This window comes from Pantoea alhagi, assembly GCF_002101395.1.
In the GTDB taxonomy this organism is placed as follows: domain Bacteria; phylum Pseudomonadota; class Gammaproteobacteria; order Enterobacterales; family Enterobacteriaceae; genus Mixta; species Mixta alhagi.
The window spans coordinates 43,946-57,686 of the sequence record NZ_CP019706.1; the positions used below are offsets into that span (position 1 = coordinate 43,946).

10 protein-coding genes are annotated in these 13,741 nt (G+C 50.9%); 3 read left to right on the forward strand and 7 right to left on the reverse strand.

Going from position 1 to position 13,741, the window contains the following annotated elements:
* Window positions 1-7: 7 nt before the first annotated feature.
* The 7 genes from B1H58_RS00180 to B1H58_RS00210 form a co-directional block, all read right to left on the reverse strand.
* Window positions 8-2,269 (reverse strand): ComEC family protein, encoded by a 2,262-nt coding sequence (locus B1H58_RS00180; RefSeq protein ID WP_085067417.1) that lies wholly within the window; start codon window positions 2,267-2,269, stop codon window positions 8-10.
* Between the two features lie 205 nt (window positions 2,270-2,474).
* Entirely contained in the window at window positions 2,475-2,759 is a 285-nt protein-coding gene (gene ihfB / locus B1H58_RS00185; protein WP_038627039.1) for an integration host factor subunit beta, read from the reverse strand.
* A gap of 87 nt (window positions 2,760-2,846) precedes the next feature.
* A complete protein-coding gene (gene rpsA / locus B1H58_RS00190; protein ID WP_085067418.1) occupies window positions 2,847-4,520 on the reverse strand; it encodes a 30S ribosomal protein S1 in 1,674 nt (557 codons plus the stop codon).
* 117 nt (window positions 4,521-4,637) lie between these two features.
* Complete coding sequence (gene cmk, locus B1H58_RS00195) at window positions 4,638-5,321, reverse strand: (d)CMP kinase (protein ID WP_085067419.1); 684 nt, start codon at window positions 5,319-5,321, stop codon at window positions 4,638-4,640.
* A 202-nt stretch (window positions 5,322-5,523) separates the two neighbouring features.
* On the reverse strand, window positions 5,524-6,810 hold the full coding sequence (gene aroA / locus B1H58_RS00200; RefSeq protein ID WP_085067420.1) for a 3-phosphoshikimate 1-carboxyvinyltransferase: 1,287 nt from the start codon (window positions 6,808-6,810) through the stop codon (window positions 5,524-5,526).
* Window positions 6,811-6,888: 78 nt separating this feature from the next.
* Entirely contained in the window at window positions 6,889-7,974 is a 1,086-nt protein-coding gene (serC, locus tag B1H58_RS00205; protein ID WP_085067421.1) for a 3-phosphoserine/phosphohydroxythreonine transaminase, read from the reverse strand.
* Between the two features lie 78 nt (window positions 7,975-8,052).
* Window positions 8,053-8,292: a hypothetical protein gene (locus tag B1H58_RS00210; RefSeq protein WP_157130123.1), complete on the reverse strand. Its 240-nt coding sequence runs from the start codon at window positions 8,290-8,292 to the stop codon at window positions 8,053-8,055.
* Here B1H58_RS00210 and ycaO point away from each other — a divergent pair.
* From ycaO to pflB, 3 genes are all read left to right on the forward strand, one after another.
* Entirely contained in the window at window positions 8,284-10,041 is a 1,758-nt protein-coding gene (ycaO, locus tag B1H58_RS00215; RefSeq protein ID WP_085067423.1) for a 30S ribosomal protein S12 methylthiotransferase accessory factor YcaO, read from the forward strand. The two genes, B1H58_RS00210 and ycaO, sit on opposite strands and share 9 nt — an antisense overlap.
* Before the next feature lie 344 nt (window positions 10,042-10,385).
* Window positions 10,386-11,243, forward strand: coding sequence for a formate transporter FocA (focA, locus tag B1H58_RS00220; protein ID WP_085067424.1), 858 nt, complete (start codon window positions 10,386-10,388; stop codon window positions 11,241-11,243).
* Window positions 11,244-11,326: 83 nt separating this feature from the next.
* Complete coding sequence (gene pflB / locus B1H58_RS00225) at window positions 11,327-13,609, forward strand: formate C-acetyltransferase (protein ID WP_085067425.1); 2,283 nt, start codon at window positions 11,327-11,329, stop codon at window positions 13,607-13,609.
* The last annotated feature ends 132 nt before the right edge of the window (window positions 13,610-13,741 follow it).

Consider the following 13,741-nt stretch of genomic DNA (forward strand, 5'->3'; position numbering starts at 1 on the left):
GCTCATTTTACCTGGATTCGCCCTGTACGCCAAACCACTGATGATACCAGCGGGGCATTATTTGTTCTCTTAACCCCTTGACTTGCCATCCATCATGATAAAAAGCCACGCTAAGCTGCCCGGAACGCGAAGTATCGCGCCAGCAATAGCCATTTTTACGATAGCGCCCGATAACCTGAACCGAAGGCAAACGCCAGGTGTTATAACGCGCCACCGAAGCAAGCGCCACGCTTCCCTTAACATTGCGTAATAGCGCTGCGGTCGATGAGGTCTTGCTGCCATGATGCGGCACCTGAATAATATCGGCCTGTAGCGCCAGACGATTGCGTCGCAGTAGCGTTTTTTCCGCAGCCGCTTCCAAATCGCCCGTCAACAGTACCCGGTAGCGTCCATCATCAATCCGCACTACACAAGAATCATTATTATTGCCATGCTCGCTTGTCGCCAGCGGCCACAGTACATCAAAAGTCAGCTGCTGCCATTGCCAGCGCGTTCCCGCAATACAGGGTTGATGTCCTGGCAAGGTAAGCGCGCTACGTACCACTGCCCCAGGCCAGGCCTGCTGCATATCAGCTAATCCCCCCATATGATCGAGGTGCTGATGGCTGATAATGATTTCATCCACCGACAGACCGTGCCAGTTTAACCATGGCAACAGAGTTTGCCGGGCGGCGCTTCCCCCAGGCCAGCGATTGCCAGTGTCATACACCAGCGCATGTCCATTTTGCGAGATAACGATTGCCAGTCCATGACCAATGTCGAGCATATCCAGCCGCCACTCAGGCTCAACACGGGTGATATGCCACAGCGCAGGCAGACAGCAGGTAGCAATTAACGCCGCCGGCGCGCGCCGCCACCATCCCAGACGAAAAGCGATAAAAAGTAGCCAGATGATAAAGCTGGCGATCAGCGCTTTTTTGCCCAGCCATAGCCATCCCTCCGGCAAAAGGGTTAAGAGATAAAAGGTAAGCGCAAGAGAGCGATCGGCCATCCACCAAAGCGGAAAGGCAAGCCAGCTGGCGGGCATCATCATAGCCAACAACAAGGCCGGCACCGTGATAAAAGAGACCACGGGTATAGCCAGCAGATTGGCTGGCAGAGAGGTCAAACTTACGCCATGAAAGATATAAATCTGAATGGGGGCCAGTAACAGCAACATCCCCAACTGCAAATGCATGAGTTGCAGAAGCATCCAACGCTTGCGCCAGCGCCAGCGGGCAGGCAATGGAAACCACTGAAACCAAAACAGCAAAATGGCTACCGCCACGGACGAAAGCCAAAAGCTGTCCGACAGAACCGCCATGGGATCAACAAACAGGATCCCGCCCACGCAGATCAGCCAAATTTGCCAGCTGCTGCAGTTGATCGCCTGAAAGCGCACCAGCGTCCATAGTGTTAACGCAGTCATGGCCCTTATAGCCGGTGGGTTATTGCCTGCCAGCCAACAGTAGATTGCGGCGACGCACAGGCTGAACGATAGCGGCAACGCATAGCCTATGCGCCATGTCGGCAACAAATATTGTAAGGCTCTGGCCGCCAGCCATCCCAGCGAGGCAGCCAGACTGATATGCATACCGGAAATGGCCATTAAATGCGCAATTCCGGTATCCCTCAACAGAGCGCGGGTGTCAGCATTAACCTCTTGCCGATCGCCAAAGAGCAAGGCAGTCATTACACCGTGCCAGGGCAGATGCTGATATTGCTGCTGAGCATGGTTCATCAGGCGCTGACGCCATGAACAGTCGCTACTGAGCAATCTGGCAGCCAGCAGCCTGCCCTGTAGCGGCGTATGATTAGCCAGGGCGAATCGTTGGGCGTCAAAACCCCCTTCGTTTAAGCGCGCATGCACCGGGCGCAGGCGCAGCGTCATTTCCCAGCGTTGCCCCATACACCATTTCTGCTGAAACTTATCTGCTGTTACGCTGGCATAAACCGGGGGAAATATCCGCTGATTATCATACTCAACTATTTTTACCTTTAGCTGTGCCTTATCATGCCGAACCTGAGCGATCTCTGCGGGTACGTTAATGACCCCTTCAGTTAATTTAGCGAGCGGTTCCGTGGCCTGGCGCGCGGCCAGTAGTGCCCAGATCATTAATATCCCAGCGGTTGCCATATAGCGTAACGCCCGCTGCGGCAGCATGAAAAATGCCAGCGCTGTAATTAGCATACAGACAAGGCTGTTATGTTCTGGCAGCTGCGCTAAAAACAGCAGGGGCAATGTCGCGAGCGTGGCTAATAAAGCCAGCACATGGAGAGGATATGGCATGGTTTCATCCTTATAAACGAAGGATGAGTATGCCGAATTGACAGGCTACGCACAGCGGGAAGCTGGCATTGCTGAAAGCAATGGCGCAAAGAAATGCTTCGGTTTACAAAGGTTGTCGGCTCGCTGTGAACATGCGCGCATCCACTGAATCGAAAGCAAAAAAAAACGACACAACGTGTCGTTTTTTATATATCGTCATTTTGCTTTAGCCGTAAATGTTCGCACGATCGCGCAATTCTTTACCGGGTTTAAAATGGGGAACGTATTTACCTTCCAGTTCCACTTTATCGCCAGTTTTAGGATTGCGACCAACGCGCGGCGCACGGTAATGCAAAGAGAAACTGCCAAACCCCCGGATTTCGATGCGTTCACCCTGAGCCAACGTAGTGGCCATATGCTCAAGCATCTCTTTTACCGCATCCTCTACGGCTTTCGCCGGGATATGAGTTTGCTGGGCCGCAAGTCTTTCAATAAGTTCTGACTTGGTCATTAATCCTCCGGTTAATCCCTGTGGGAATGGTCTGACAGCTTGCTACAGGCTCCGGGCGCCCAAAGGCGACCCGGAGCCTGAAGACGATTATTCGCCTTTAGCTGCTTTGAATGCTTCAGCCATAGCGTTAGAGAAGTTGCTCTCTTCCTGTTTGTTGTTAACAGTAGCGATAGCATCTTTTTCGTCAGCTTCGTCTTTAGCACGTACAGACAGGCTTACAACACGGTTTTTACGATCAACACCGGTGAATTTCGCTTCAACGTCATCACCAACATTCAGAACCTGAGTTGCGTCTTCGATACGGTCGCGAGAAGCTTCAGAAGCGCGCAGGTAGCCTTCAACGCCGTCTGCTAATTCAACTGTAGCACCTTTAGCGTCAACTGCAGTTACTTTACCAGTAACAATTGCACCTTTCTTGTTCAGAGAGATGTAGTTGTTGAACGGGTCTTCTGCCAGCTGCTTAACGCCCAGGGAGATACGCTCGCGCTCTGCGTCAACCTGCAGAACAACAGCGGCGATTTCGTCACCTTTTTTGTACTCACGAACCGCTTCTTCACCAGTCGCGTTCCAGGAGATGTCAGACAGGTGAACCAGACCGTCGATGCCGCCTTCCAGGCCGATGAAGATACCGAAGTCAGTGATTGACTTGATTTTACCTTCAACACGGTCGCCCTTGTTATGGGTTTCCGCAAACTGCTGCCATGGGTTGGATTTGCACTGTTTCAGGCCCAGAGAGATACGACGACGTTCTTCGTCGATATCCAGAACCATCACTTCTACCACGTCGCCAACGTTAACAACTTTGGACGGATGGATGTTTTTGTTGGTCCAGTCCATTTCAGACACGTGTACCAGGCCTTCAACGCCTTCTTCGATTTCAACGAAGCAGCCGTAGTCAGTCAGGTTGGTCACGCGACCGGTCAGTTTAGTACCTTCCGGATAACGTTTAGCGATAGCTACCCACGGATCTTCGCCCAGCTGTTTCAGGCCCAGAGACACACGGGTACGTTCGCGATCGAACTTCAGCACCTTAACGGTGATTTCGTCGCCAACATTGACGATTTCGCTCGGATGCTTAACGCGTTTCCACGCCATGTCAGTGATGTGCAGCAGGCCGTCAACGCCGCCCAGGTCAACGAAGGCGCCGTAGTCAGTGAGGTTCTTAACGATACCTTTGACTTCCATGCCTTCCTGCAGGTTTTCCAGCAGCTGGTCGCGTTCTGCGCTGTTTTCAGATTCGATAACGGCACGACGAGAAACAACAACGTTGTTGCGCTTCTGATCCAGCTTGATTACTTTGAACTCAAGCTCTTTGCCTTCCAGGTGCAGCGTATCGCGCACTGGACGCACGTCAACCAGGGAACCTGGCAGGAACGCACGAATACCGTTCAGCTCAACAGTGAAGCCGCCCTTGACTTTGCCGTTGATCACGCCAGTGACAGTTGCAGCTTCTTCGTAAGCTTTTTCCAGCATCAGCCATGCTTCGTGACGCTTCGCTTTCTCACGAGACAGCAGGGTTTCACCGAAGCCGTCTTCTACTGCATCCAGAGCAACGTCAACTTCGTCACCAACCTGGATTTCAATCTCGCCCTGGGCGTTCTTGAACTGCTCAGCCGGAATGGCGGACTCAGATTTCAGACCGGCGTCAACCAGTACGATATCTTTGTCGATAGCAACAACAACACCGCGAACGATGGAACCCGGGCGGGTTTCGATTTCTTTCAGGGATTCTTCAAACAGTTGAGCAAAAGATTCAGTCATATTTAATCTTTAGATAGGTAAATTTAACGTCCACCTGACTTCCTGCCGGATGGGGTTGTTTAACATGCCTGATGACGTTCCTTATCACCAGGTTATTACATCTGTTCAGCCGCCAGCCTACGATAATGCCAGTTTTTCACGGGCATAATTGAGCGCGGTATCAATCACCTGCTCAATACTCATGCTGGTTGAATCCAGCACTAGCGCATCTTGCGCGGGTACCAGCGGCGCAATAGCTCGGTTACGGTCGCGCTCGTCGCGCTCCTTTATCTCGGCTAAAAGGCGTTCAAAGTTAACACTAAAGCCCTTCTCCTGCAACTGTAGCATACGACGGTGCGCACGCTCTTCGGAGCTGGCGTCCAGAAAAATTTTTACTGGCGCATCGGGGAAAACCACCGTGCCCATATCACGACCGTCGGCAATCAGGCCTGGCGCATCGCGAAACGCGCGTTGACGACGCAATAACGCCTCACGTACCCGAGGAAATGCCGCCACTTTCGAGGCCGTATTACTCACTTCCTGCGTACGGATTTCACCCGTTACATCTTCGCCTTCCAGAATGACCGCCATTTCACCATCGGTAGAGATAAAGCGCACATCTAAATGCGCGGCGATAGGCACCAGCGCCTCTTCTGATTCGATATCTACCTGATGATGAAGCGCTGCCAACGCCAGTACGCGATAAATAGCACCAGAATCAAGCAGATGCCATTGCAGCGCCTCAGCCATTGCCTTGCAGAGCGTGCCTTTGCCCGCGCCGCTTGGACCATCAATGGTAATTACCGGGGCTGTTGCCGTCATTTTATTCTCCTGTCGCTGCTGGTCGTTCTTATTGCTACCTGCATTCATAAGTCGCGGCATATTATACGCTGCAATCATTAAGAACGTTATCTTTAAGCACAGACAGGCACCAAATAATCTTCTTTTTAGGAACTTCCGCTCACAGATAAAAATAACGCAACGGTAAGCCGCCACCGCTTAAATCCGCGCTGACGGCCTTTTATCAGGCTAAGGTACTGATAGCCGCCAGACGTTCAAAGTAGTCCGGAAAGGTTTTTGCCGTACATTTTGGGTCAAGGATGGTAATGGCAGTATCAGAGAGCGCCACCAGCGAGAAACACATCGCCATGCGGTGATCGTTATAGGTGCCGATGTGTGCTGAAGTAAGACGTTGCGGAGGTGTGATACGGATAAAGTCATGGCCCTCTTCTACTTCAGCGCCGACTTTACGTAGTTCGGTAGCCATCGCCGATAACCGATCGGTTTCTTTCACCCGCCAGTTATAAATATTGCGTAATACCGTTGTGCCTTCAGCAAATAAAGCCGCAGTAGCAATAGTCATTGCCGCATCGGGGATATGGTTCATATCCAGATCCACAGCCTGTAATTTATCGCGTGTACAGGCAATATAATCATCGCCCCACTCGATTTTAGCGCCCATTTTTTCCAGCACATCAGCAAAACGGATATCGCCCTGTACGCTATTGCGTCCCACGCCGGTAACGCGCACCGTACCGCCTTTTATCGCGGCGGCGGCAAGAAAATAAGAGGCAGAAGAGGCATCGCCTTCCACCAGATAGTTACCGGGTGAGATATAACGCTGCCGCCCACGGATCGAGAAGCGTTGGTAATCACTGTTTTCTACCCTGACGCCAAAGGTATTCATCAGATGCAGCGTAATATCAATATAGGGTTTTGATACCAGCTCGCCTTTGATCACAATATGCGTGTCCTGCGCGGCCAGCGGCGCAGCCATCAGCAGAGCCGTTAAAAACTGGCTTGAGACGCTGCCATCTACGCTCACTTCGCCGCCGACGAAACCGCCATGAATATGTACCGGCGGATAATCGTTCTGCTCGAGATAATCAATTTGCGCGCCGCCCTGACGCAGCGCATCAACCAGGTGACCGATGGGGCGCTCTTTCATGCGTGGCTCACCGGTCAGAACAATGTCATTGCTGACCAGGCAGAGCGCCGCAGCCAGTGGACGCATAGCGGTTCCGGCATTGCCCAGGAACAGCTCCAGCGCCTTTTCCGCTTTTAGCGGCCCGCCGACACCGTTAACTTCACAGACGGTACGATCTGCTGACAGCTTATAGCCAACGCCTAAAGCGCCAAGCGCATTAAGCATATGTTTAACGTCATCGCTGTCCAGGAGATTAGTCAGGCGTGTCGTTCCCTGAGCCAGCGCAGCCAGCAGTAAGGCGCGGTTAGAAACGCTTTTTGAGCCAGGCAAATTTACCGTGCCGTCAACGCGGACTATAGGTTGTAGTGTCAGGGATTCCTGCATGTGAAAACTTCTCTCCGTAAAGCCAGTACAAGAAAACCTCGTGCCAGGACGAGGTTTGTAGAAAATATGAAACCGGGATCAGCCGTGCCGACGTTCGAAATCAATCATGAAATCGGTGAGGACCTTTACGCCTTCCAGCGGCATAGCGTTATAGATAGACGCACGCATTCCGCCAACAACACGATGCCCTTTCAAAGCATGCAGCCCGGCGGCAAAAGATTCTTCAAGGAAAAGTTTATCCAGCGCGGCATCAGCGAGCTGAAAAGGCACATTCATCCGTGAACGGTTGCTGACGGCAACGTCATTGCGATAGAAATCGCTACGGTCAATAACGCCATACAGCAAATCGGCTTTGGCCTGGTTGATTTTATCCATTTCGCTGATGCCGCCATGCTCTTTCAGCCATTTAAATACCAGACCAGAAAGGTACCAGGCAAAAGTCGGCGGGGTATTGTACATAGAATCATTTTCCGCCAGCGCTTTATAATTCAGCACGGTGGGTAGCGCCTGCTGGGCGTTGCCCAGCAGATCGTCACGTACAATGACCAGCGTTAGCCCGGCAGGGCCAATATTTTTCTGCGCCCCGGCATAGATGACGCCGTAACGACTGATATCCAGTGGACGAGAAAGAATGGTGGAAGAGAGATCGGCCACCACGATTTTATCGCCAAAATCAGGTTGTTCATCAATGGCAAGGCCATCGATGGTTTCATTTGGGCAGAAATGAACATACGCAGCCTCGTCGCTTAATGCCCATTCGCGCATAGGCAGTAAAGCGCGCTTGCCATCAACCTGAATCTTCGCGTCAATCACATTAGGCTTACAGTATTTTTGTGCCTCCTGAACAGCGCTATGCGCCCAGTAGCCGCCGTCGATATAGTCTGCGGTTTTGGCCGCGCCCAACAGATTCATCGGCACTGCAGCAAACTGCGCGCGCGCGCCGCCCTGACAGAATAAAACTTTATAGTTATCGGGGATTTTCAGCAGATCGCGCAAATCTTTTTCTGCTTCTTCTGCAACCTGAATAAACTCCTTGCTGCGATGGCTGATCTCCATCACGGAAGTGCCCAATCCATTCCAGTTGCAAAGCTCTTGTTCTGCACGGCGAAGCACTTCTACCGGCAGCATTGCCGGACCGGAGCTAAAATTATAAATCTGCGTCATTTCCCGTCACCACTGTCAGATCTGTTGATTATGAATAGGCTATCGGTTTTATCACTGCCTTCGGCATGCTGCAAACATTTATCCGGGCGCGATCACATTTTCCAGTGGCCTGTCGCAACAGCTTGTATGGCGAAAGCAAAGCAGCACGATATTTTGTGAGGTTCCGCGCTGAGTGAAATTATTGAACCAGTAAGAAAATGGTAATTTTGCCATAATAGCAGCGACGAAATCGCCGTCCGCCAATAGCGCCAGCGCCGGAAAGTCCGTATCATTGCGCGCTTTACGCTCAACCAACATATAGTAGGCTACATGACTCAAACCTTTATCCCCGGCAAAGACGCCGCGCTGGAAGATTCCATTACCCGCTTCCAACAGAAGCTGCAGGACTTTGGTTTCAATATTGAAGAGGCCTCCTGGCTGAATCCCGTGCCCCACGTCTGGTCGGTGCATATTCGTGACCGCGATTGCCCGCTTTGCTTTACGAATGGTAAAGGCGCAAGTAAGAAAGCTGCGTTGGCCTCCGCGTTGGGTGAGTATTTTGAACGCTTGTCGACAAACTATTTCTTCGCTGATTTCTGGTTAGGCGAGACGATCGCTAACGGCGAGTTTGTTCATTATCCCAATGAAAAATGGTTCCCGCTGCCGGATGATGACAGCCTGCCGGAAGGTATCTTAGATCCGCGCCTGCGCCAGTTTTACGATCCGGAAAATGAGCTGAGCGCCAGCGATCTTATCGATTTGCAGTCAGGTAATGCCGAGCGCGGGATCTGTGCCCTGCCCTTTACCCGTCAATCTGACGAGCAGACGGTGTACATTCCGATGAATATCATTGGCAACCTGTATGTCTCTAACGGCATGTCCGCAGGCAATACGCGTAATGAAGCTCGTGTACAGGGCCTCTCGGAAGTGTTTGAACGTTATGTGAAAAACCGCATTATTGCAGAAGCGATCAGTCTGCCGGCGATCCCACAAAATGTCCTGGATCGCTATCCGGGCGTTGTTGAAGCCATCAATAGTCTGGAAGCAGAAGGTTTCCCAATTTTTGCTTATGACGCCTCGTTAGGCGGCAAATATCCGGTTATTTGCGTCGTGTTATTTAATCCGACCAATGGCACCTGCTTCGCTTCATTCGGTGCTCATCCCGATTTTGGCGTGGCGCTGGAGCGTACCGTAACGGAGCTGCTGCAGGGTCGTAGCCTGAAGGATCTGGATGTCTTTACTCCGCCGACTTTCGATGATGAAGAGGTGGCGGAACATGCTAACCTGGAGACGCACTTTATCGATTCCAGCGGTTCAATCTCATGGGATTTGTTCAAAGAAGAGTCTGACTATCCGTTTGTAGACTGGCGCTTTGACGGCAGCACAGAACAAGAATTCGCGACGCTGATGGCTATTTTCAAGGCTGAAGATAAAGAAGTCTATATTGCGGATTATGAGCATCTGGATGTTTACGCCTGCCGCATCATTGTTCCGGGCATGTCTGATATTTATCCGGCGGAAGATCTGCTGCTGGCAAATAACAATATGGGCGCAAACCTGCGTGAAACGGTGTTAGCGCTGCCTGGCAGCCAATGGGATCAAGCAGATTATCTGGCGCTGATCGAGCAGTTAGATGAAGAAGGACATGATGATTTTACTCGCGTCCGTGAGCTGCTTGGCCTGGCTACCGGTAAAGATAATGGTTGGTATACCCTGCGTATCGGCGAGCTAAAAGCGATGCTGGCTCTGGCTGGCGGCGATCTTGATCAGGCGTTAATCTGGACTGAGTGGACAATGGAGTTTAATGGTTCGGTCTTCTCTGCTGAACGTGCTAACTACTATCGCTGCCTGCAAACGCTCCTGCTGCTTTCCCAGGAAGAAGAGCGCGACCCGACCCAGTATTATCATGCCTTTGTCAGGATGTATGGTGCTGAGGCTGTTGAAGCCGCTTCTGCCGCTATCAACGGTGAGACGCCTTTTTATGGTCTGCAGCCTGTTGATCTTGATCTGCAGGCGTTCCCTGCTCATCAGGCTCTGCTGGCTGCTTATGAAAAGTTGCAGCAGGCCAAGCGTAATAACTGGAAGTAAATAGTCCTGTTTTTCTAAAATCGAAGCCAGCTGATGAACCCAGCTGGCTTTTTAGTTAGCGCAATGTTGCCAATCGGTTATTTTGAATTTCAATTCGCTAACATTTAATGAGTAATATATTTTTATATAACCATTTCGTATTGTGCATTAAATGCCTAATTCAATTTTAAGTGCATAATTTAAAATAATTTTTATCGTTAATTATCAGCAACATAGCTAGAAAAACCGTGTGTTTATGGCGATTAATCCTTTTCAGCCACTCGGCTAATATGATCTAAATCAATTTTCACTAAATACTCCTTTGTTAGTATCTCTACGACAATATTTTATGGGAGTACGTTAGTGTGAATGCTGACAACCCTTTCAATTTATTATTGCCCCAGGCAATGGCGAAAGTCGCTGAAGAAGCGGGCGTTTATAAAGCCACAAAACATCCTTTAATTACCTTTTTTTTGGCCATCAACGCAGGCGTATTTATTTCCATCGCCTTCGTTTTTTATATTACCGCAACAACAGGCACGGCTGATATTCCTTATGGCCTGGCAAAACTGGTTGGCGGCCTCTGTTTTTCGCTGGGGCTTATGCTGGTCGTGGTGTGCGGTGCAGATCTGTTTACTTCAACCGTTTTAATTGTTGTAGCGAAAGCCAGCGGACGCATTAGCTGGGGTCAACTGGCTCGTAACTGGATAAACGTTTATATCGGCAACCTGTTTGGCGCGCTGTTTTTTGTCGGCCTTATCTGGTTTTCCGGCGAGCATGAAGTGGCTAACGGCGCGTGGGGATTGAATGTCTTACAAACCGCCGACCATAAAATGCATCACTCTTTCATTGAGGCTGTCTGCCTCGGTACGCTGGCTAACTTAATGGTTTGCCTGGCAATCTGGATGAGCTACTCAGGCCGCAGCCTGACAGACAAGATGCTTGCCATGGCCCTGCCCGTCGCGATGTTCGTTGCCTGCGGTTTCGAGCACAGCATCGCCAATATGTTCATGATTCCAATGGCAATCGTTATTCATGATTTTGCATCACCGGCGTTTTGGCAGGCAACGGGCGCAACGGCCGCGCAGTTTCCAAACCTGACGCTAAGCCATTTCATCATGGATAACCTGATCCCCGTCACCATTGGCAACATTATCGGTGGTGGACTGCTGGTAGGGCTAACCTACTGGGTTATTTATCTGCGCGGCAACGGTGCGCGCTAGCTGTAAAAACATAACGAATTCGAGCCGGCAGAGAATTTTCTGTTGGCTCCAAAAAAGAACTTTTATCAGAAGGTAGGTATATCATGACCGAGCTCAATGAGAAACTGGCTGCCGCCTGGGAAGGCTTTACCGCAGGTGAATGGCAGAAATCAGTTAACGTTCGCGATTTTATTCAGAAAAACTATACGCCGTATGAAGGAGATGAATCCTTCCTGGCCGGTGCTACCGATGCAACAACCCAGCTGTGGAACAAAGTGCTGGAAGGCATCAAAATTGAAAACCGTACCCATGCGCCGGTTGATTTTGATACCAGCGTTGCAGCAACCATCACCTCACATGATGCAGGCTATATCGATCAGAGCCTGGAAAAAATTGTCGGCTTACAGACTGACGCTCCGCTGAAACGCGCCATTATCCCCTTTGGCGGGATCAAAATGGTGGAAGGTTCCTGCAAAGCCTATAACCGCGAGCTGGATCCGCAGCTGAAAAAAATCTTTACCGAATACCGTAAAACCCATAACCAAGGCGTGTTTGACGTTTACACTCCGGAAATTTTACGCTGCCGTAAATCTGGCGTGCTGACTGGTCTGCCGGACGCGTATGGTCGTGGCCGTATTATCGGCGACTACCGTCGTGTCGCGCTGTACGGTATCGATTATCTGATGCAGGATAAATTTGCACAGTTCACCTCCCTGCAGGACGATCTAATCAATGGCGTTAATCTGGAAGCGACTATTCGTCTGCGTGAAGAGATTGCCGACCAGCATCGTGCGCTGGGCCAGCTGAAAGAGATGGCAGCAAGCTATGGCTGCGATATCTCTCGCCCGGCAACCAATGCGCGTGAAGCAGTACAGTGGACCTACTTCGGCTATCTGGCTGCAGTGAAATCACAAAACGGCGCAGCGATGTCCTTTGGCCGTGTTTCAACCTTCCTTGATGTCTTTATCGAACGCGACATGCAGGCAGGTAAACTGAGTGAGCAGGAAGCACAAGAGCTGATTGACCACCTGGTGATGAAACTGCGTATGGTGCGCTTCCTGCGTACACCGGAATATGATGAGCTCTTCTCTGGCGACCCGATTTGGGCAACGGAATCCCTGGCAGGTATGGGCCTGGATGGTCGTACGCTGGTGACAAAAACCACCTTCCGCTTCCTGAACACCCTGTACACTATGGGGCCGTCTCCGGAGCCGAACATGACCATTCTGTGGTCAGAACAGCTGCCGATTAACTTTAAAAAATATGCGGCTAAAGTCTCTATCGACACCTCATCCGTCCAGTATGAAAACGACGATCTGATGCGTCCGGACTTTGATAATGATGATTATGCCATCGCCTGCTGCGTAAGCCCGATGATTGTCGGCAAACAGATGCAGTTCTTCGGTGCACGCGCCAACCTCGCCAAAACGCTGCTGTACGCAATCAATGGCGGCGTCGATGAAAAAATGAAAATGCAGGTCGGCCCGAAAGAAGCGCCGATCATGGACGATGTGCTGGATTTCGATACCGTAATGGCTCGTCTGGACCACTTTATGGACTGGCTGGCTAAACAGTATGTCACCGCGCTGAATATCATTCACTATATGCATGATAAATATAGCTATGAAGCGGCGCTGATGGCACTGCATGACCGTGACGTTTACCGCACCATGGCCTGTGGTATTGCCGGCCTGTCCGTAGCGGCAGACTCACTTTCAGCTATCAAATATGCCACAGTAAAACCGATTCGCGATGAAGATGGTCTGGCAACAGATTTTGAAATCGAAGGTGAGTATCCGCAGTTTGGTAACAACGATCCGCGCGTTGATGATCTGGCCTGTGACCTGGTTGAACGTTTCATGAAGAAAATTCAGAAACTGAATACCTACCGCAACGCCGTACCGACTCAGTCAGTGCTGACCATTACTTCCAATGTGGTTTACGGTAAGAAAACCGGTAACACCCCGGATGGCCGTCGTGCTGGCGCACCTTTCGGGCCCGGCGCAAACCCAATGCACGGTCGCGATCAGAAAGGCGCGGTAGCCTCGCTGACTTCTGTCGCTAAGCTGCCGTTTGCTTACGCTAAAGATGGTATCTCTTATACCTTCTCTATCGTACCGAACGCGCTGGGTAAAGATGACGATGTGCGTAAAACTAACCTGGCGGGTCTGATGGATGGTTACTTCCATCACGAAGCGGCGATTGAAGGCGGTCAGCATCTTAACGTTAACGTCATGAACCGTGAAATGCTGATGGATGCGATGGATCATCCGGAAAAATATCCGCAGCTGACCATTCGCGTTTCAGGTTATGCGGTACGTTTCAACTCGCTGACTAAAGAACAGCAACAGGATGTTATTACACGTACTTTCACCCAGTCGCTGTAATCGCCCCTTGTGCTAATAAAAGGCTCCTGCGGGAGCCTTTTTACCAGCAGCCTGGTTTGCCAGAGATCTATACTGGGGTCATCTGGCAAAACAGACTCACTTAACGCAGCAGCCATTAAAGACTGCGTCACC

What these genes read in the sequence shown, in the direction of transcription:
- cmk (WP_085067419.1), bottom strand. Translation starts at nt 5,321, where the DNA reads ATGACGGCAACAGCCCCGGTAATTACCATTGATGGTCCAAGCGGCGCG.
- serC (WP_085067421.1), bottom strand. Translation starts at nt 7,974, where the DNA reads ATGACGCAGATTTATAATTTTAGCTCCGGTCCGGCAATGCTGCCGGTA.
- B1H58_RS00180 (WP_085067417.1), bottom strand. Translation starts at nt 2,269, where the DNA reads ATGCCATATCCTCTCCATGTGCTGGCTTTATTAGCCACGCTCGCGACA.
- ycaO (WP_085067423.1), top strand. Translation starts at nt 8,284, where the DNA reads ATGACTCAAACCTTTATCCCCGGCAAAGACGCCGCGCTGGAAGATTCC.
- ihfB (WP_038627039.1), bottom strand. Translation starts at nt 2,759, where the DNA reads ATGACCAAGTCAGAACTTATTGAAAGACTTGCGGCCCAGCAAACTCAT.
- aroA (WP_085067420.1), bottom strand. Translation starts at nt 6,810, where the DNA reads ATGCAGGAATCCCTGACACTACAACCTATAGTCCGCGTTGACGGCACG.
- pflB (WP_085067425.1), top strand. Translation starts at nt 11,327, where the DNA reads ATGACCGAGCTCAATGAGAAACTGGCTGCCGCCTGGGAAGGCTTTACC.
- rpsA (WP_085067418.1), bottom strand. Translation starts at nt 4,520, where the DNA reads ATGACTGAATCTTTTGCTCAACTGTTTGAAGAATCCCTGAAAGAAATC.